This is a genomic window from Paenibacillus sp. JJ1683 (genome assembly GCF_053006485.1).
Genome location: NZ_CM129820.1, coordinates 2,744,175 through 2,762,984, shown reverse-complemented (window position 1 = coordinate 2,762,984; position 18,810 = coordinate 2,744,175). Strand labels below are relative to the sequence as shown.

Below are 18,810 nucleotides of genomic sequence, written 5' to 3'. Positions count from 1 at the left end.
ATCATCTGTTATAGTTTTAGGCTGAAATTCATGACAGCTTGTGGAACGCGTATAAGCGTAATGCGGGCTTATCTTCCAACGAAAAGAGGAATGTAAATTGACTAGTCTTCCCCTACATCCGGCTTTGTCTGGAAAAACAGTTGTGGTAACCGGCGGCTCCGGCGTGTTGTGCAGCTCCATGGCCAAGGAACTTGCCCGCCAGGGTACCAAGGTCGCTATTTTGAACCGTACTGCTGATAAGGGCGAATTGATAGCCAAGGAAATTTGTGAGAGTGGTGGAGAATCCATCGCTGTTGCCTGCGATGTGACCGATGTTGAAAGCGTAAAGCAGGCTGAGGAGACGGTCCGTCGTCTGCTCGGTCCGTGCGATATTCTGATCAATGGAGCAGGCGGCAACCACCCCAGTGCGAATACGAGTTTGGAGACATTTCATCCTGAAGATCTGAACCAGTCTGGAATCACTACCTTTTTCGATCTCAGCGTACCTGGCTTCCGCAATGTGCTTGATTTAAATTTTATCGGGACTTTAATCCCAACACAGGTTTTTTCCAAAGGCATGTTCGGGCGACCTGGCGCTGTGGTCCTTAACATATCCTCCATGAGCGCTCCCAGCCCGATGACCAAGGTTCCCGCCTACAGCGCTGCCAAAGCCGCCATCAACAACTTCACCCAGTGGCTGGCCGTACATCTAGCCGAATCTGGCATTCGGGTGAATGCCATTGCCCCCGGATTTTTCCTGACAGAGCAGAACCGACAATTGCTCACCAACGAGGACGGCTCGCTTACCGAGCGTTCGGCCAAGATTATTGCCCACACCCCTATGCGCCGTTTCGGTGAGCCTGAAGACCTCCTCGGAACGCTGCTTTGGCTGGCAGATGAAACCGCTTCCGGTTTTGTGACCGGTGCAGTCATTCCTATAGATGGTGGTTTTATGGCCTATTCGGGGGTATAGAATCTTCACTTTCCATCCCTTGCCCTTCTATTTACAATTACGAAGTGGCAAGGGGCTTAGTGTGTCAACAACGCTCTACTATGGTTTCAACTGAATCCGTTTACATAAATAATAAGTCGAAGGAAGCATTGCTCAATTGGTCATGCTTTAATTTATCACATTCTCCTATGCGTATATTCAAGCAGGATTACACTTGTCTTGTATACAAGATATCGAACCTCTATGAAAATCCTTCAATTCCATCCACCGCTTGACGGCAAACAACTAGACTCACGAGCAAAAAAATGAATAACACAGACCAGCATTATTTCTTGATATAGCCAGCGAACTGCCGGAGGAATTCGAGAGAATGTATATCCTTTCGGAGATGATGGTGAACCAGATCATCCATTTTGCTTGTATCCTGATTCAACATATATTCAAGCATAGTTTGGTGCTCATGCCAGATTTCCATCAGCTTCCCTGCTTCCAGCATATGGAGCTTGCGATATCTGATATAGTGAACATTTGATTGCTGAATCAGCTGCCAAAGAAATTCTCGGCCCACCAATTGGAACATAGTATGGTGGAACTGATCGTCCAAAATGAGAAATTGATCCGTAGCATGATCGTCTTCAATGACAGCCCTCTGCCTGTCCAAAATTTCGCTCAGCTTCTGTATATCGTTTAATGCAAATTGCGTAGAAAGCTCCTTCATAATCTCTTTTTCCACTGCGCTTCTCAAGTAGCTCATTTGTTCTACGGACTCCAGATCAATATATGAGACAATGTTCCCCTTCTTGGGAAAAATATCAATATAAGACTCCAGCGCAAGCTGTTTCAACACATCGCGCAGCGGAGTTCTGGACAACTGGAAGCGTTCTGACAAGGTCGTCTCGCTGAGCAGAGTCCCAGGCTTTAAGGTCAACGACAAAATATCATTTTTCAAAAGCTGCTTGATTTCTTCCTTTGTAAACATAACATTCCTGCCTTCACTTTATAAATCTAGTCTTATTATAAAGCATTTTGATGTGATAGACTCCTCAAAAATTGTCATTGACAAGGATAAACTTTGCATTTTATGATCAAGTCAATCTTGTATACAAGATTAAAAAAATCAATCAGGGAGGGTATCGTTATGAACATGACCTGGAGATGGTATGGGGAAGGCAATGACAATATTACACTGGATCATATCCGGCAAATTCCAGGAGTTATGGGCATTGTTTGGTCTTTACATGAAAAGATAGCCGGTGAAATATGGGAAATGGAGCGAATTCAGGAGGTAGCTGATCAGATTACAAGCAAGGGCTTTAGTACGGCAGTCGTAGAGAGTGTAAATGTCCACGATGATATCAAAATCGGCCTGCCATCCCGCGATCAATATATTGACATTTATATTGATACCATTCGCAAATTGGCCAAAGTGGGAGTCAAGGTGATTTGTTATAACTTTATGCCTATTTTTGACTGGACAAGAACGGAACTGTATAAAGAGCTGCCTGACGGATCCAACGCCCTCTTTTATGAAAAGGCTGCCATCACCGATAATCCCCACCAAATGGTGGATCGGATTCTCAAAGGAGCCGGGAAGTTCACGATGCCAGGCTGGGAACCGGAGCGGTTGGCGAGACTGGATGAACTGTTTGCTGCTTACGCGGATGTCACAGAAGACAAGTTGTTTGATAACCTAAAGTATTTTCTTGAGCGCATCATCCCGGTTTGCGAGGAGGTTGATATCAAGATGGCCATTCATCCTGATGATCCGGCATGGCCCATCTTCGGGCTGCCGAGAATTGTTCGAAGTCGTGAGACCATCCGGCGCATCCTGGATGCAGTGAACAGTCCATATAATGGTCTAACCTTCTGCACAGGCTCACTGGGGACTAACCCTGAGAATGATTTGCCAGCTATGATTCGGGAGTTCCATGATCGTATTCATTTTGCGCATATTCGTAATGTCAAGGTGTTTGAGAATGGCGACTTTATTGAAGTGTCACATCGCGGGAAAGACGGAAGCGTCGATATACCAGAAGTAGTTAGAGCTTATCACGAAAAAGGCTATCAGGGATATGTGCGCCCAGATCACGGTAGACATCTATGGGGAGAAGAAAAGAATTGTCGGCCAGGATACGGTTTGTATGACCGTGCACTGGGAGTTATGTACTTGCTTGGTGTCTGGGATAGTCTTGCTCAAAGCAAGGGAGTGAAATAGATGCTCCAGCTTGACCGGAAAAGCCTTTCAGATAAGGCGGCCTGGGAAGCAGCAGGCATTGAACTACCGAAGTATGATCTGGAGCTTGTAGCCCATAACACCCGAGTTAGACCGCAATGGGTGCATTTCGGAGCAGGCAATATTTTTCGGGGGTTCGTAGCCAATGCACAGCAACAACTGCTGAATAGTTTGAAAGCGGATACAGGTATAATTGCAGCCGAAACCTTTGATTTTGAAATGATTGACAAAGCCTACAAGCCTTACGACAATCTAACCTTGCTGGTGTTAATGAGTGCAGACGGTAAATTTCACAAAAGTGTGGTCGCAAGCATCGTTGAGAGCCTTGCAACGGAGCAGAATCGTCCGGACGACTATCTCCGTCTGCTTGAAGTATTTGAAAATCCGACTCTGCAAATGGCCAGCTTCACTGTCACGGAAAAAGGATACGGCATCACCGGGCCCGACGGTAAGTATCTGGCTGTTGTGGAGAGGGATTTAGTGAATGGTCCTGAACAGACGGTGCATGTGATGAGCATAGCTACTTCGCTTGCCTATCGGCGTTATTTAAAGGGACAACATCCAATGACCTTTGTAAGCATGGATAATTGCTCCCATAACGGCGATCTGTTAAAGGATAGTATGATTGCTATCGCCAAGGAGTGGACGCGCAGAGGCCTGGTAGAGAAAGGATTTGCAGACTATCTGCAGAATGAGGAAAAAATAACCTTCCCGCTGACTATGATTGATAAAATCACCCCCCGCCCTTCCTTACAGATACAATCTGCTCTTCGAGAGCTGGGGTTAGCCGACATGGAGATTGTCGTTACCTCCAGGCATACGTATACGGCTCCCTTTGTCAATGCTGAGGTTAGCGAGTATTTGGTCATTGAAGACAAGTTTACAAACGGGAGACCTGCACTGGAGGAAGCTGGCATCATCTTCACGAATCGGGATACGGTAGACAAAGTGGAGAAGATGAAAGTCACGACCTGTCTCAATCCGCTACATACAGCGCTGGCCCTCTCCGGGTGCCTGCTCGGGTATCAGCTCATTGCAGATGAAATGAACGATTACACCTTGCGTCGTCTGGTGGAAACCATCGGCAACAAGGAAGGCTTGCCTGTTGTGGTTGATCCCGGAATTATCCAACCCCAAGCGTTCATTAACGAGATATTGCAGGAACGCTTCGCCAATCCCTATATTCCAGATACGCCACAGCGGATTGCAACAGATACTTCTCAAAAGATGAGCATCCGTTTTGGCGAAACCATAAAGTCGTATGTTAGCACAGCAGGGCTTGATCCTGCCAACTTGACTGCTATTCCCTTGACCATTGCGATTTGGTGTCGCTATTTGCTGGGGGTGGATGATCAAGGAGCACCCTTCACACTCAGTCCGGACCCGTTACTGGATACATTGCAGGGGTATTTGCAGAATACGAAGCTAGGCGATCAGACCTCTGGGGTTCGCAACCTCCTTGAGGATGAAAAACTGTTCGGCGTCCGATTATATGAGATTGGTCTGGGCGACAAGATTGAAGCCATGTTTCATGAAATGCTATCAGGTCCCGGAGCAGTCCGAAGCACCATAGAGAAGTATGTGAACTAGAACTTACATTAAACAATCCCCCTGCCACGAAACTTTGGTCAGGGGGATTTGTAATTCTCATGTTTGTTAGCTTGTTGTCAACAGTAGAACCGGGCCACAACTCTGATTAGAATCCTGCCGTCCAACCCGCATCAGCAGCAATAACTGCCCCATTCACAAAGCTCGACTCGTCTGAAGCCAAGAAAAGGGCTATTTTCGCGATTTCTTCAGCCTGCCCTACACGAGGAATTACGCCTTGTGTGACCTTCGTTCGAGATGCGCCAAACTCATTCAAGTTATGAATCGTTGAAGTAATGTTGGTAGCTGTTGCACCTGGCGCAATGGCATTGCATCGGATGCCTTTTTGAGCATACATAAATCCCGTGTTTTTCGTAATACCGACTACCGCATGCTTTGAGGCGGTATAGGCAGCGCCTGCATGCGCACCACTGAAGCCACCCGTAGATGCCGTATTTATAATTACTCCATTTCCTTTATCCAGGAAGATCGGGATTACTTTGCGAATCGCACGCATAACGCTTTTTGTATTAATATCGAATATCAAATCCCATGTCTCGTCGTCCACATCCCCTACTGGCGCCATGTTATCCATAACGCCCGCATTGTTAACCAAAATGTCGAGAGTTCCGAATTCATTAACAGCTGTATCGATCAAAGCATGTATATCATTCAAATCAGCAACATTGGTTTTTATTGCGATGGCGTTTCCTCCAGCTGATTTAATTCCTGCTGCAACCGCTTCTGCTCCTTCAATGTTCAGGTCTGAAAGAACAACACTTGCCCCTTCTTTTGCAAATAATTCTGCAATCGCTTTCCCCATTCCTGATGCTGAGCCTGTAACGACCGCAACTTTTCCTCCCAAACGCATGAAAGATCCCTCCAATGTTTTTTACTCAACCGTTCATTTGAAGTATGGATCAACTTCTAAATCAAAGTCAATTGTACGAAAGTACAGGCGAATAATCTATCTTTCATACCATAACCCTGATAGTCCCCTTGTAAGATAAAACTGATGTGTATCACGTTGATAAGGAGCAGGATGCATATTATTAAGAGTTTATCGATTTATTTTTACAATTTCTGTGGAATTATATATATACTTTTCCAGAGTAATGGTATATTCTAGTAAAAACAATGCTCATATAAAAAAATATGACCTTATGGAGGGACAGGCCTTGAAGAGACTTTTCGCTTTAAGTTGTGCTTTCTATCTATTAATCGGCGTCACCAGCGTGGTGCTTGGGGCATTACTGCCGACTTTTCTGCCTCACTATGGACGGGGGTACAGCGATGGTGGATTACTGCTGTTCTTGCAGTTTTTCGGCTTTCTTGTCGGTGTTCTGCTCACTCCCTTCATGGCTCTACATATGGGCCGCAAGTCCATGCTTGCTATTGCCTTGGGGAGTATTGTCGTCTCATGTACTATCTTGGGCCTACTTCCCTCTTGGAATTGGGTCATTGTAATGGCCATATGGATTGGCTTCGGCTCAGGCATTATTGAATCATCCATCGGAGCGTTCACCATTGAGTTTACGGAGGAGCAAAAAGCCGTAGCGATGTCCAAGCTGGATGTCTATTTTGCACTTGGTGCACTGCTTATGCCTGCCATCGTTAGCCTGTATATCTGGTTTGGAATGTGGAATCTAACCTTTTACACCATCTCCTTTCTCACTTTTATCCTATTGCTATTTTGGCTTACCATGCCTGTTTCCGCCTCCACTCACCTCACTCAAGCAGACATCCGCACTACTGAGCGTTCAGTTGAACAAGCCCGTTACTCAGGACAGCATCGTGTATTGCTAGGAATCTTCATTATTTTCTTTTTTGTTTATATGGGTCTTGAACTTGGACTCATGAACTTCCTACCTTCTATTCTGACCGAAACGCTACAACTTCAGGGATCTGTTGCCTCGCTAGGTGTCAGCGTGCTTTGGATTGCAATGATCATTGGTCGTATGTTCTCAGGAAGGATTGCAGAATCAGCAGGATATATTCCTTATCTGCTATGGAGTGCAATTGGAACTTTCTGTTTCTTAGTCGCTATGGTGTTTATATCCAGCCAATGGGCTACATACCTTCTAATTTTTGGTGCAGGGATATTCATGTCTGGACTCTTCTGTATCGCACTTGTCTACGCCAACGTACTGATTCCGGGAATGACGGAGCGGACGACCAGTATTCTGATTGCTTCAGGCGGAATTGGCGGCTCAGTGCTTCAATACGTAATAGGCTGGAGCATGAGCGAATGGCCAGTGACAGCTAGCCTCTGGATCTTAGGAGGATTTACTTTGATTTTGCTGCTGGCACTTATTCTCACACATCTGTGGAATAATCGGGGCAGCCGAGTAATTGACTCCCTTGTCCATCAGGGCAAGGAAGGATGATATTGTTTTAGTCCTTAGGGGAGGTGAGGCCTATCGCGTTTTTGCTTTTCGGGCAGATTCTGTTGCTGCGGTTATCTCTCATATCTGTGAAATCGCAGGAACAGTCAAATTGTGGCTTCTTTGTCCATTAGGACAAGGAAGGTGATTTTCTTATTTTGGGGAGGTGAGTTCAGCCTCGTTATGCTGATTGGGCGTTACTCTTTTTAAGGATGACTTAATGAAATGTATATTCTGATATGGAGGGGAAATATCGTGCATACCTTGACCAAAGAACGTTTCAGATACGGAAAAGGCATTACTTTGATTGACGATTCAGGTAAGGAGTATTTGGATGGCGTATCTGGCACCTTCAATCTGTCGCTCGGTTATAATCACCCTCATGTCGTCACCAAAGTACAGGAGCAAGTCGCCAATCTTGCCCACATGTCTTCATCCTTTACCGAGCCTTACGTTGAAGAAGTCCTAGACCATCTAATCCAATATGCCCCGAACGGCATCGATGCCGGGTGGATGAGAGATATTACCGGCTCCACGGCGAATGAATGTGCTGTGAAACTGGCCCAGAAATATACCGGAGCAACTGATATCATCAGCTTGCATCTGTCACATCATGGACAGACCCAGTTCGCAACAGGCATTTCCGGTAATGCCTTTCGCCGCAAGAATTTTCCCAATTCAACTGCAGCATATTCTCTGCATGTGCCTGCCCCCTACTGCTATCGTTGTCCCTTTAATTCTTCACCAGACAAGTGTGGTCATCACTGTATTGAAGCCATATCGGACGCCATTGAATATGCAAGCTCAGGCTCTGTGGCCTGCATGATTATTGAACCCATTCTGGGCAACGGAGGTAATATCATCCCGCCTGCAGGATATTTCAAGCGTCTCCGTCAGTTATGCGACGAGCATGGGATGATTCTGATTGCTGACGAAGTGCAGACTGGGATTGGGCGGACAGGCTACATGTTCGCAAGTGAGCTGTTTGACATCCAACCGGATATTATTACTCTTGCCAAGGGTTTGGGCGGCATTGGTGTCCCGGTTGCGGCGGTCTTGATGCAGTCTCGTCTCGATGTCCTGGAGAAGCATGAGCATTCCTTTACCTCGGGCAGCAATCTGATCTCGGTCACGGCAGCCAAATCCACGCTGGAGGTTGTAAGCGAACCCGGTTTTCTGGAAGCCGTCCGGTCCAAAGGAAACCTGCTCGGATCCCTGCTGACCGAGATAGCTGACAAGCATGATTGCATTGGTGAGGCTCGTGGCGTCGGACTGATGTGGGGACTGGAAATTGTAGACGAGGACGATGGCCCGGACGCAGTGAAAAGCAATGGAATTATCGATCGTGCATTTGAGGAACAGCAATTAATCCTCAGAGGTTCCCGTTACGGTTATGGCAACGTGGTCAAAGTGAGACCTTCCCTCACGGCTACAGAAGATGAGATTGTCGAAATTGTTAAACGGCTTGACACCGTTCTTGCTACCCTTCACTAACGATCTGCCCAATAGGCCAAAGGAGGAATTATTCATGCTTGCACTGGTATACAAATCAGCTTGGGATGTCGCACTTGAGGAAAGACCTATCCCGGAGATTAAAAAAGATAACGATGTACTCGTCCGGATTCGGGCGACAGGCGTATGCGGTACGGATCTAGGCATCATTAGTGGCAAATATCATGCCGTGCCGTCCACGATCTTGGGCCACGAATCAGCGGGGGATGTGATCGCTGTAGGATCAGCCGTCAGTTCACTACAGCCTGGAGACCGGGTGGTAATTGATCCAACATACTACTGCGGGCAATGCGAAATGTGCCGGACAGGAAGACAGAATCATTGCACACACAAATCCGTAACAGAGACCGGAGTCAGCGCCGACGGTACGTTCACCGATTATTATGTGACTGAGGACCGTTTTTTGTACAAGCTGAAGGACCATATCAGCTACGAAGAAGCGACGCTGACCGAACCGCTGAGCTGTATGCTGACCGGAATCAACCAGATTAACCTGCTGCCTAACTTCACAACCGTTATTATAGGCGCAGGTCCGATCGGGATTCTGTACAGCTATGCTCTTGCTTCGAAAGGCGTAACTGGTTGCCTTGTTGACATCTCGGAGGAACGGCTCGCCATAGCGGATTCTATTGCCCCCGAACGGTGGTCCGCGCACGCCACACTGGAATCGGCCATTCATAAGTTGGCTCCGTTAAAAAATCAGGTGGACATGATTGTGGACACCACAGGAGTGGTCGGCACTGAGGTACTAAGCCAGCTTGCGAGCGGCGGGTATTTGATGCTGGTGGGGCTGAGAGATGGGATAAGCTCGTTTAATCCGAAAGAGGTAGTTGACCGTAGCCTTAAAATCATCGGCTCCATTGATTCTCTGGGCACGTTCTCCACGGCACATTACCTGATTGAGCAGCAAATCATTCCCGCCAAAAAAATCATTACCCACTCGTATCCGCTGGACGACTACCATGAAGCCTTCAAGACGCTTGGATGCAATATCAGCGAGCGGACACTTCAGCCTTCGTCGCAGGCGATCAAGATTGTGCTGCAATCGAATGGCTCCAGCAACTAAATTTAGCTACTAACAAGGAGGAGAATGGACATGACGAGCATTCATCATGTTACACCGACGAATAATGAATGCACAGGAGACCCATCAGCGTCCGTTCCGGTCAAAGCGGTCATCTTCGACATGGACGGGGTGTTGGTAGACAGCGAACCGATTTATTTTGAAGTTGAACGCAGCTCCTTTGCCCATTTCGGTGCACCCATGACAGAGGAAGAGCACCATACCTATGTCGGAGTGACACTCGAATCCATGTGGCGTCAAGTGCTGGACAGGCATCAACTCACTCATACATTGGAAGAGACGCTTGCCTATCACCGAAAAAATGTGATGCAGACCATAACAGCACACGAGGGCCTGGTGGCGATCAACGGACTGGAACGGTGGCTGGACTGGCTACAGGAAAAAGGAATTCCAGTTGCAGTAGCCTCTTCCTCTCCACGGTCGTTGATTGATCTCATTATGGAAAAAACGGGACTGGGCCGTTACTTTGATATTCGAATCACCGGAGAAGAAGTATCCCAGGGTAAGCCGGCTCCGGACATCTTCCTATATGCCGCCGAACTGCTAGGTATAGCCCCGGCCCATTGTATTGTTATTGAGGATTCACGAAATGGTGTTCATGCGGCCAAGAGTGCGGGTATGCGCTGCATTGGTTTACACAACCCAGGCTCGGGCCAGCAGGATTTATCCAAGGCAGATCACCGTATTTTCAACTATGATGACCTGTGGGCGCTTAAAGAGAACTTGCCATTCGGGGAATAGTTGCCTGCCAAGAGAAGGACCGTAAGATGCTGGAAGGCATATCTCCTCTATAAATATATTAAACCGCATAACCTTTAAAATGGATGAGGACATATATAAATATGCCCCATAGAGTACACAGTTGAGTATGTTAACCTACCCTGTGTGTACTCTATGGGGTATGCTTTACATCAAATATTTTTTAACCCCATTTTGTTACGGAAAAAACTGAACTTAGGAATGCCATAATCGGAATTTTTATAGTATGTATTTTATGTGTCAAGTAGCAGTTTTCCGCTTTGGCCATCCTCATCAGTCCCGGCTTTCACACCCAAATACACCTCTTCCCTTTTGGGTCCATTAAAAACCATTTTATTATAAGACGCTTGCTCTTAATCATTACTTTATGTGCATATAAGCTAGTTTATAGTATCTCATATTGCTGTGCTCAGTTGTGCAGTCGTTTTTCAATGATGTTCTACTGGAGGATCACTGTGAAGGTCTTGATCCCGCTCTGTAAAGTTCCAGCGAGTAAAGGTAACCTCAAAACCCTCTCGGGTTGGCGAACAGGTATAAGGACCGGCCTGATTTCCGGTGGTGTAGGGAAAACGCGCCACACGTATCGTTCGCCATCCGTGCTGCTCCGTCCTTGCGCGAATAATTACAGCATCCTTGATGATGGAAGCGCGCAGGGTGACTTCTTCACCGACCCACTCTGGCACAGCCGCAAGCGACCAGTCAGAATATCCAGCGGTTACGACTGTGGAAAGCTGAGGAATGCCGTCATTGATTTCTATCCCCGCTTTAATCCATTGCTCCGGGCCATGGTATAACAAAATACCTGCCTGATCGTAAAGCTCCGTAAATGATGCGAGTTGAAACGACACTTCCACCGCCGTGTTATGATTCCAATCCGATAATAGAGCGGACCCATCCTCAAATTCAAAACCATATAAAGTCTTTTTCCAGAAGTCTCTTCCCTTTTCAGGCGCAACCTTAAGAAAATCTCCTTCTTTCCGGGCATATAGAGGTGAATTGATCCAATTCCCTTCCTCCCATTCCATTCTCTTTTTAGTCATCTTTTTGTCCTCCCTTGTTCAATAAAGGTGTGTCGTTCTAAGCAAACATTAGATACCAATAGATCGCGATCTCGTCACTTTCTCTATTTAGACCTTTGTAGAAGTAGGAGTCGAATCCACCGATCACAAAACCGCAGCTTTCATAGAATTTACATGCGCGAACATTATTGCTTTGTGTCTCCAGCATGATCCCTGGCATTCCGTCATCTTTCGCCCAGCGTTTAGCCTGTTCGATTAGTTTCTTACCGATACCGAGGCTTCTATATTGCTTGTCGACTTTGATATCTTCCACATATGCATATTTGTTCCAATTTCTTTTCAGAACAATTTGACCTACAACTTGATTATTTACGAGCGCTAAATATATGATTTGATCGGGATTGCTGATATAGTTCGAATAATCCTCAACTGTATCTTCCTCAAGCTGATCATCATCGTAGCTTTTTTTGCTAATAGGCCTCTCCTTCACCGTATATTCGATTTGCTGTCCCGTTAATTGCAAGACAAGGGTAGAATCCACGATAAAGCTACCATCAATGTTAGTACCACGCTCACCGTCCTCAGCCTTCAGTTCTCTGATTAAAATATCCATTTTCACCTCCCCCATCTTGAAGCAAAATCAAATTGCATTAATACTGCACATTCTTCAAATCTACATCAGTTTAACGCTGTTCCGTTCTAACCATTATAACAAAGTTTCGCCATTTTCTGTATAATCCATCAAACATATTAAACCTTCTCCCATTCCCGATTCCGCTCATAAAGTGAGCTAGTAATAATACGGTCCAGCAGCTGCGTAAAGGTTATGCCTGCTGCAGCTGCACTCTTCGGTAGCAGGCTGTTAGCGGTCATTCCGGGTAAGGTGTTTACCTCCAGTACATAAGGTATATCCTGACACAAAATCATATCGACCCTTGCATACACCTTGCACTGCAGCAGCCGATAGCTGACAAGTGCCGTCTCGCGCACACGCTGCTCAATAACGGGAGGAAGCTGGATTACCTTCTCCTCAGCGCCGCCGATCTCATATTTCGCTTTATAGTCAAACCATTCAGAATGAGCGGAGCGAATTCTGATGATTGGTAATACCTCGCCATCCACAATTGAGCAGGTAAGCTCCGTCCCTTGAATAAAAGGCTCAACTAAAAGCGTCTGATCCAAACCGCAAGCCTCCTGAATAGCCGAGTGAAGCTCCATTTCATTATGCACAAGCTGGATGCCGATGCTGGATCCTCCCATATTCGGCTTCACAATAACGGGGTAACCCAACTGCTCTACCGCTTGCTGATCATAATCGTCCCTTCCCTGCCAGCAGAGGCCTGCAGGCGTATGCACCCCTGCCGACTTCAGCAGCATCTTGGACAGCTGCTTATTCATGCACAGGCTGCTTGCCAGAACACCGCTCCCTGTATAGGGAATGCCTAGTGTCTCCAGCGCTCCCTGCACCGTGCCGTCCTCGCCATATTGGCCATGCAGCGCCAACAGTGCAAAATCGATGCCTGCGTGCTGAACCTGTGCGATTAAATCCGCTGGCTGATCAATCGCAATTGGAACCACTTCATAGCGGCTGCGGTCCAAATGATTCAGCATCTCTTGACCTGTCTGCAGCGAAACCTCACGCTCAGTGGAAGTCCCTCCCATAATAACGCCTATCTTCATCATGACCCCCCATTTTCTTGAAAAATCATAGTGCAATTACAGGCTGTTCTTATGACCACATGCCTTATGAAAGTTACGCACCTGTTGGCCTATGATCTGAATCCCCCGCTCGATCTGTTCATCGGTTACTCGGGAAAAACCAAGCCGCAAAGTATTCGTCCCTTCACCTTCTTGTATAAAAAACTTGTCTCCAGGTGTATATATAACCCCTTGATTTATGCATACTTCAAGCAACTGGCGCGTATTTACGCCTGACGGAAAGGTAAGAAACACATGTAAGCCCCCATCGCCAGATAGTTGCGCCTCAGAGAGATGGGTTTCACAGCATGCCTTTGTAAGCTCGTATTTGCGCTTATACTCCATACGTGCTCTTTTTACATATTTCTCAAAATTTCCATTGAGCAGATATTGATATAATATCGATTGGTCGATCGTTGAGGTATGAATGGTGCGCGCCCGCTTAATGCTTTCCAGAGTGTCAATCAGCGCTCGATCTCCAAGCACCCAGCCTACTCGCAAGCCAGGGAACAGCACCTTGGAGAAGCTGCCTATATAGATTACTCCGTTCCCTCGCCCTGCTGTTGCTATTAATGGCGCAATATGCGCTCCTGAATAGCGTAGCTCCTCATTAAAACCATCCTCAATCACCGGAATCTGATAGCGCATCATTAAATTCATTACAGCGCTTCGCTTTGCTGGCGACATGACAATGCCTGTAGGATTGTGATAGGAAGGAGTCAAATAAGCGAGATCGAAGCTATTTGTCTGCTTCTGCAATACCGCTTCAAGCTGATCTACATTAATACCATCCCGCTCCATTGGAATACCGGTAATCTCAAAACCTTGTAGTTTTAAATTTTTGATCGCTGTGTGATGGGTTGGATTTTCACAAATTACCGTACCGCGGCGCGCTGAAGGGCGGAGTGCCGACAACACAATGTCAAAGCCTTCTGTAAACCCGCTTGTAATCAGTATATCCTTGCCGCTTATATCGACGCCCTTATTCTCCATATATCCCATCAGGTAATCGATCAGTGGTTTGTAACCCTTGGCATAGCCGTAGTTGAGCAGCACCTGCCCTTCGATTGCCATCCGATCCATAAAGGCTCGCCTTACATCTCCCAGATCAAACAGCTGCTCATCCGGTGCGATGCTTGTAAACGAGATGGTTCCTTTTGGGGTGCGAATGCCCTGCTTCATCATATCAAGCTCTGCAGCCGATACAGCGTACTTGCTCATTCTTGTCTTCCAATCAATCTGCCAGGCGCAGGAGGCGTCAGACCCTCCGTTATCCACAGCCAAACGGCCCACCATAGCGGCCACATAGCTGCCTCTACTCGGTATCGTATACGTAAATCCATCGTCCTCCAGACCTTCATAGGCTGCAATAACTGTATTGCGACTCACCTTGAGCACACTGCTCATTTCTCGTGTGGAGGGTAGCTTCTGATCCTTATGAAACGTCCCTTTTATAATTAAACGTTTAATATATTCTTTTACTTGTATCGCGACCGGACGGTCACCAACAAGCTTAAAATCTTGGAACATGGTTCATCGCCCTCCATCTACAATGATGGCACAGGTAACAAAAGAAAAAAAGAACCACCGCTCTGGACTTTTCATCCTTCGATGGTTCCTTCGATTTTATTCCAGCACATCCGCACCATAACCGTGCCCCCAGATGGTTGTTTACCCAAAGATTATCTTTTGACTAATCTCGAAATCCTTAATGGTTGCATCCGGTCTTAAAACTTTATTTTGATCCAGCTCAGATAACGGACCACCATTTCTAACCTTCTTTATCCAATCATGATTTGCAAGTGCCCCTTTCCCTATAGTCTAACCCTGCTTGCCCTAATTACATGAAAATAACTTCGGCCTCATCCTCTTTTCCTGACCATTTATGCTGATAATCATTAACCTTAGCCTGGGAAATTCGAATGCCTACTGTAAAATCGGGGCCAACGGCTTGGCGAATTGCAGTAGCCACTTCAACCAAGAGTCGTATCCGGTTTTAAATGGATCCACCGTATTCATCTGTTTGACGATTCGTATAGTCCGTAAGGAACTGATCAAGCAAATAACCATTTGCTCCATGGATCTCCACGCCATCAAATCCTACGCTCTTCGCACGAACGGCTGAAGCAACAAATCCACGGATGACTTCCTCAATATCTTCTTTCGTTGCAGCGATCGGAGTAGAAAACGATTCAGCACCACCATAAAAAGCTAGAGGTTCACCCTTTGGAAGCACTTCTGACGGAGCTAGATTTTGGGACTTGAATCGATTTCCTTGTGATAAGGCTCCTGCATGCTCAAGCTGCACAACAATAGATGAGCCTGCTGCATGAACAGCATCCACCACTTTTTTTCCAAGATGTGATTTGCTCCTCATTCACTAAACCAGACTGATTAAAATAACACTGGCTATACAATTCGTCTGTATATGTTCCTTCTGTTATGATTAGACCAAAGCCCCCTCTTAAACAATTTATTTAGTTGTCCCAATTCACATCCACCTCTAACATTAGATTCATTCGTAACACATTCAATACTTGATTTATGATCATCGAACAAGTACATTATAAACCGGTATATTTTATCGGTAAAATTGATGTTATCGAACGATTAATTCAACAAAATTGAACTGTTATTAACGAAAGACGTGGACGTATGGAACTTCGTTATTTGATCACATTAAAAACCATTGTCGAAACAGGAGGATTTAAAAAAGCAACTGAACACTTGGGTTACGCTCAGTCTTCTGTGACGACACATATTAAGGAATTGGAATCTGAGGTCGGCAAGCCCATCTTTGATCGCTTAGGTAAGAAGGTGGTTCTAACCCATCACGGTCATCAGTTTCTCCCTTATGCACTTAAGATCATTGAGCTCTACACTCAGGCACTAACGACCAATGATGAACCTACCGGCAACTTGACATTAGGAATCTCAGAGTCGTTAATGATCTGCCGTATTCCATCATTGCTTGTTGAATATAGACAAATGTATCCCAAAGTCAATCTTTCTCTGAAATCTTTGGATTATCAAGATGTCTCTCATGCTGTTCAGACCGGTGAGATTGATTTCCTTGTCGCCTTGGAGAAAGAAGGCTGGGGAGCTAATGTGTTAAGAGCGGTTTAGGCATCTCCATGGTTCCTTTTTTCTCCGTTAAAGAGGAACTAGAACATTACAAGCTTCAGGGTGAAGAGGTTGGACCAGACTGTCCTGCAATATCAACATATTTGGCATATCACAAAGATAAATGGCCCTCACCTGCTATGAAGGAAATGATCAAGCTCATTAAAAGACATGCGGAGAAATGGGGCTAGTTTCCTGTGAGGGTGATATCATATGTATTTTGTAGTTATAAATTGTTCTTCTCTGTATATTGACATATCGCAAGTGACTTTCAGGGTCTTATATATCATGATGTACTATTTTAGGAGGAACGCAACCAGATGGATATTTGTTACTGTTATCACGGCAAACAAGTTTGTGAACCCAGCTATTCATGGGGACCCGGCATCAAAGGACAATACAAAATCATGTTTATCCATGCGGGTAGAGGCGTTTACCAGATTGACGGTAAGACCTTTCATCTTCAGCAAGGCGAAGGATTTATCGTATACGATAACATTCTTTGTTACATGGAGGCAGACCAAACTGATCCTTGGATTTATTCTTGGATAGCCTTTTCGGGTAACGGGGTTATACCTCTATTCGAGCAGGCGCACATTTCTCCCCTTCATCCCGTATTCAGGTACTCCCCGTTGTTTTGGTTTGATTCTTATTTGGAGGAATTTTCCGCCTGCGACGTGAACCACAGCACCAGTGAACTGCGAAGACAGAGCATTTTGTTCAGGTTACTTGCCGATTGGATCGAAATGTTGGTTGCTACGAGTCAACTACTGCCCGAGGTACGGCCCAAAGACGCCTACATCCGTAAAGCGGTCGAGTTTATTCGAATGAACTATAACCAAAGAGTTTCCATTTCCGAGGTCGCACACATAGTTGGCATTGATCGTGTCTATCTGTCCGTTCTTTTCAAGGAAATTCTTAATGTTTCCCCTCAGCAATACTTGTTGAACCTCCGGATGGACAAAGCAAGCGATCTGCTGGACAATTCGCAGCTGTCCATCACGGAAGTCTCCTATTCTGTTGGCTATAGCGACCCGCTGCTGTTCTCCAAAATGTTTAAAAAAGTGAAGGGACTTTCTCCATCACACTTTCGCGCAAGGCTTAAAAGAGACAGCTTAATGGGTCTTTCAAGCCTTGACTGATTTGTTCGTTTAATGAATCGTATTGTTGCTCTGACATTACCAGGGGACATCCCCGATATTATGCATAACCTGGTCGATCTCTTGAAGATCCGCTGCTGATAGCGGATCCGCATGTACTGCTAGCACGTTTTCCTCAATTTGACCTACACGGCTTGCACCGATTAGCACCGAATCGACGCCGCCTTCGCGTAGCGCCCATGTCAACGCCATTTGCGGTAGCGTCTGACCGCGGCGCTTCGCGATCGTCTCTAGCGCACGGAATTTGTTGATCCGCTCCTGAGATACGGCCTCCGGTTTCAGTGTGCGCTGGCCTGTTTTAAACTCAGTTTCCAGCTTCTCGATGTATTTTCCCGTCAACTGTCCGCGACCAAGCGGGCAGAAAGCCACTGTGCCGGCTCCCACTTCAGTCAGCACGTCCTGCAATCCGTTCTCAATCCACCGGTTCAGCATTGAATACATAGGCTGGTGGACGAGCAGCGGTGTACCAAGGTTCTTAAGGATCATAGCTGCTTGCTTCGTTTCCTCCGGTCCGTAATTGGATAAACCGACATACAGTGCTTTGCCTGATTTTACAGCATGAGCAAGCGCTCCCATCGATTCCTCTAATGGGGTATCACCATCGGGACGATGATGGTAAAAGACATCGACATAGTCGAGTCCCATTCGTTGAAGGCTGCGGTCCAGGCTTGCAAGCAGGTTTTTTCTCGAACCCCACTCACCGTACGGACCAGGCCACATATAGTAGCCAGCTTTAGTTGAAATAAACAGCTCATCCCGATAAGGTGCAAGGTCTTTTTTTAAAACGTGTCCAAAGGTCTCTTCGGCCGATCCGGGAGGCGGTCCGTAATTGTTTGCCAAATCAAAGTGCAAGACACCAAGATCGAAGGCGCGTAATATCATTGCACGACTATTCTCAAACGGTTTGTCCCCTCCAAAATTTTGCCACAAGCCGAGCGAAATGGCCGGCAGCCTGACGCCGCTCCGTCCAATCCGCCGATATTTCATTTGTTCGTATCGATTTTCTTGTGCGATATAAGTCACCTGATTTCATCCTTTCTCATTCCTAGCGAAATGCTGACCTCCCACGTACCCGCTTCTTATTTTTCATTTCATGCCTCCCTCAAGACATGTCATAAGGTTGAGGACTTAACCTTAGGCAGCTCAAGTATATCTAACAATTCTTATGTATTGGAATGTCACTGTGATAGTAGTACATGTCATAATGTTATTAGATAACAGGACAGCTCCTAAAAAAGAAGCCAAGAGCGAGTAATGTGCTCTTGGCTTGCTTGAAAAGGCGCTGCATTCGACTTTGGATTTATTCTGCCAGCATAAATA

16 protein-coding genes and 1 pseudogene are annotated in these 18,810 nt (G+C 46.2%); 9 read left to right on the top strand and 8 right to left on the bottom strand.

The window, feature by feature from the left end:
* Positions 1-97: 97 nt before the first annotated feature.
* On the top strand, positions 98-952 hold the full coding sequence (locus ACUC6J_RS11995) for an SDR family oxidoreductase (protein WP_025364871.1): 855 nt from the start codon (positions 98-100) through the stop codon (positions 950-952).
* Positions 953-1,256: 304 nt separating this feature from the next.
* Here ACUC6J_RS11995 and ACUC6J_RS11990 read toward each other — a convergent pair whose 3' ends face one another.
* Positions 1,257-1,910: a GntR family transcriptional regulator gene (locus ACUC6J_RS11990; RefSeq protein ID WP_447250251.1), complete on the bottom strand. Its 654-nt coding sequence runs from the start codon at positions 1,908-1,910 to the stop codon at positions 1,257-1,259.
* Between the two features lie 159 nt (positions 1,911-2,069).
* Between ACUC6J_RS11990 and uxuA the strand changes: the two genes are divergently transcribed.
* Entirely contained in the window at positions 2,070-3,146 is a 1,077-nt protein-coding gene (gene uxuA, locus ACUC6J_RS11985; RefSeq protein WP_447250250.1) for a mannonate dehydratase, read from the top strand.
* Positions 3,147-4,754 carry a mannitol dehydrogenase family protein gene (locus ACUC6J_RS11980; RefSeq protein WP_447250249.1) on the top strand — a complete coding sequence of 536 codons (1,608 nt, stop codon included), beginning with the start codon at positions 3,147-3,149 and terminating at the stop codon, positions 4,752-4,754.
* Positions 4,755-4,860: 106 nt separating this feature from the next.
* On the opposite strand, the gene ACUC6J_RS11975 is transcribed toward ACUC6J_RS11980, so the two are convergent.
* Positions 4,861-5,622, bottom strand: a complete 762-nt coding sequence (locus tag ACUC6J_RS11975) for an SDR family oxidoreductase (RefSeq protein WP_016818786.1) — start codon at positions 5,620-5,622, stop codon at positions 4,861-4,863.
* Between the two features lie 307 nt (positions 5,623-5,929).
* Here ACUC6J_RS11975 and ACUC6J_RS11970 point away from each other — a divergent pair, with 307 nt between their 5' ends.
* The 4 genes from ACUC6J_RS11970 (at position 5,930) to ACUC6J_RS11955 (ending at position 10,472) form a co-directional block, all read left to right on the top strand.
* Positions 5,930-7,138 (top strand): MFS transporter, encoded by a 1,209-nt coding sequence (locus ACUC6J_RS11970; protein ID WP_290410522.1) that lies wholly within the window; start codon positions 5,930-5,932, stop codon positions 7,136-7,138.
* A 222-nt stretch (positions 7,139-7,360) separates the two neighbouring features.
* Positions 7,361-8,629 (top strand): aspartate aminotransferase family protein, encoded by a 1,269-nt coding sequence (locus ACUC6J_RS11965; protein ID WP_261991182.1) that lies wholly within the window; start codon positions 7,361-7,363, stop codon positions 8,627-8,629.
* Between the two features lie 34 nt (positions 8,630-8,663).
* The gene (gene gutB1 / locus ACUC6J_RS11960; RefSeq protein ID WP_016818783.1) at positions 8,664-9,713 is read left to right on the top strand and encodes a 2-amino-2-deoxy-D-mannitol dehydrogenase GutB1; all 1,050 of its coding nucleotides are present in this window, start codon (positions 8,664-8,666) and stop codon (positions 9,711-9,713) included.
* A 30-nt stretch (positions 9,714-9,743) separates the two neighbouring features.
* The gene (locus tag ACUC6J_RS11955) at positions 9,744-10,472 is read left to right on the top strand and encodes an HAD family hydrolase (protein WP_447250248.1); all 729 of its coding nucleotides are present in this window, start codon (positions 9,744-9,746) and stop codon (positions 10,470-10,472) included.
* 446 nt (positions 10,473-10,918) lie between these two features.
* Here ACUC6J_RS11955 and ACUC6J_RS11950 read toward each other — a convergent pair whose 3' ends face one another.
* From ACUC6J_RS11950 to ACUC6J_RS11930, 5 genes are all read right to left on the bottom strand, one after another.
* Positions 10,919-11,530: a DUF1349 domain-containing protein gene (locus ACUC6J_RS11950; RefSeq protein WP_016818781.1), complete on the bottom strand. Its 612-nt coding sequence runs from the start codon at positions 11,528-11,530 to the stop codon at positions 10,919-10,921.
* 37 nt (positions 11,531-11,567) lie between these two features.
* Entirely contained in the window at positions 11,568-12,122 is a 555-nt protein-coding gene (locus ACUC6J_RS11945) for a GNAT family N-acetyltransferase (protein ID WP_025364866.1), read from the bottom strand.
* A gap of 137 nt (positions 12,123-12,259) precedes the next feature.
* Positions 12,260-13,189, bottom strand: a complete 930-nt coding sequence (locus ACUC6J_RS11940; protein WP_016818779.1) for a D-alanine--D-alanine ligase — start codon at positions 13,187-13,189, stop codon at positions 12,260-12,262.
* 36 nt (positions 13,190-13,225) lie between these two features.
* Positions 13,226-14,737, bottom strand: a complete 1,512-nt coding sequence (locus ACUC6J_RS11935; RefSeq protein ID WP_447250247.1) for an aminotransferase-like domain-containing protein — start codon at positions 14,735-14,737, stop codon at positions 13,226-13,228.
* 466 nt (positions 14,738-15,203) lie between these two features.
* Positions 15,204-15,584 (bottom strand): oxidoreductase, encoded by a 381-nt coding sequence (locus tag ACUC6J_RS11930; RefSeq protein WP_447250246.1) that lies wholly within the window; start codon positions 15,582-15,584, stop codon positions 15,204-15,206.
* Positions 15,585-15,862: 278 nt separating this feature from the next.
* Here ACUC6J_RS11930 and ACUC6J_RS11925 point away from each other — a divergent pair.
* A pseudogene (locus ACUC6J_RS11925) lies at positions 15,863-16,521 on the top strand (LysR family transcriptional regulator).
* Between the two features lie 129 nt (positions 16,522-16,650).
* A complete protein-coding gene (locus ACUC6J_RS11920; RefSeq protein WP_044787906.1) occupies positions 16,651-17,472 on the top strand; it encodes a helix-turn-helix domain-containing protein in 822 nt (273 codons plus the stop codon).
* Positions 17,473-17,508: 36 nt separating this feature from the next.
* Here ACUC6J_RS11920 and ACUC6J_RS11915 read toward each other — a convergent pair whose 3' ends face one another.
* Complete coding sequence (locus ACUC6J_RS11915) at positions 17,509-18,513, bottom strand: aldo/keto reductase (RefSeq protein WP_447250245.1); 1,005 nt, start codon at positions 18,511-18,513, stop codon at positions 17,509-17,511.
* Between the last annotated feature and the right edge of the window lie 297 nt (positions 18,514-18,810).

Excerpts from the sequence above, each read along its gene's own strand:
- ACUC6J_RS11990 (WP_447250251.1), bottom strand. The coding sequence starts at position 1,910 with ATGTTTACAAAGGAAGAAATCAAGCAGCTTTTGAAAAATGATATTTTG.
- uxuA (WP_447250250.1), top strand. The coding sequence starts at position 2,070 with ATGAACATGACCTGGAGATGGTATGGGGAAGGCAATGACAATATTACA.
- ACUC6J_RS11980 (WP_447250249.1), top strand. The coding sequence starts at position 3,147 with ATGCTCCAGCTTGACCGGAAAAGCCTTTCAGATAAGGCGGCCTGGGAA.
- ACUC6J_RS11975 (WP_016818786.1), bottom strand. The coding sequence starts at position 5,622 with ATGCGTTTGGGAGGAAAAGTTGCGGTCGTTACAGGCTCAGCATCAGGA.
- ACUC6J_RS11965 (WP_261991182.1), top strand. The coding sequence starts at position 7,361 with ATGTATATTCTGATATGGAGGGGAAATATCGTGCATACCTTGACCAAA.
- gutB1 (WP_016818783.1), top strand. The coding sequence starts at position 8,664 with ATGCTTGCACTGGTATACAAATCAGCTTGGGATGTCGCACTTGAGGAA.
- ACUC6J_RS11955 (WP_447250248.1), top strand. The coding sequence starts at position 9,744 with ATGACGAGCATTCATCATGTTACACCGACGAATAATGAATGCACAGGA.
- ACUC6J_RS11950 (WP_016818781.1), bottom strand. The coding sequence starts at position 11,530 with ATGACTAAAAAGAGAATGGAATGGGAGGAAGGGAATTGGATCAATTCA.
- ACUC6J_RS11945 (WP_025364866.1), bottom strand. The coding sequence starts at position 12,122 with ATGGATATTTTAATCAGAGAACTGAAGGCTGAGGACGGTGAGCGTGGT.
- ACUC6J_RS11940 (WP_016818779.1), bottom strand. The coding sequence starts at position 13,189 with ATGAAGATAGGCGTTATTATGGGAGGGACTTCCACTGAGCGTGAGGTT.
- ACUC6J_RS11935 (WP_447250247.1), bottom strand. The coding sequence starts at position 14,737 with ATGTTCCAAGATTTTAAGCTTGTTGGTGACCGTCCGGTCGCGATACAA.
- ACUC6J_RS11930 (WP_447250246.1), bottom strand. The coding sequence starts at position 15,584 with ATGAGGAGCAAATCACATCTTGGAAAAAAAGTGGTGGATGCTGTTCAT.
- ACUC6J_RS11920 (WP_044787906.1), top strand. The coding sequence starts at position 16,651 with ATGGATATTTGTTACTGTTATCACGGCAAACAAGTTTGTGAACCCAGC.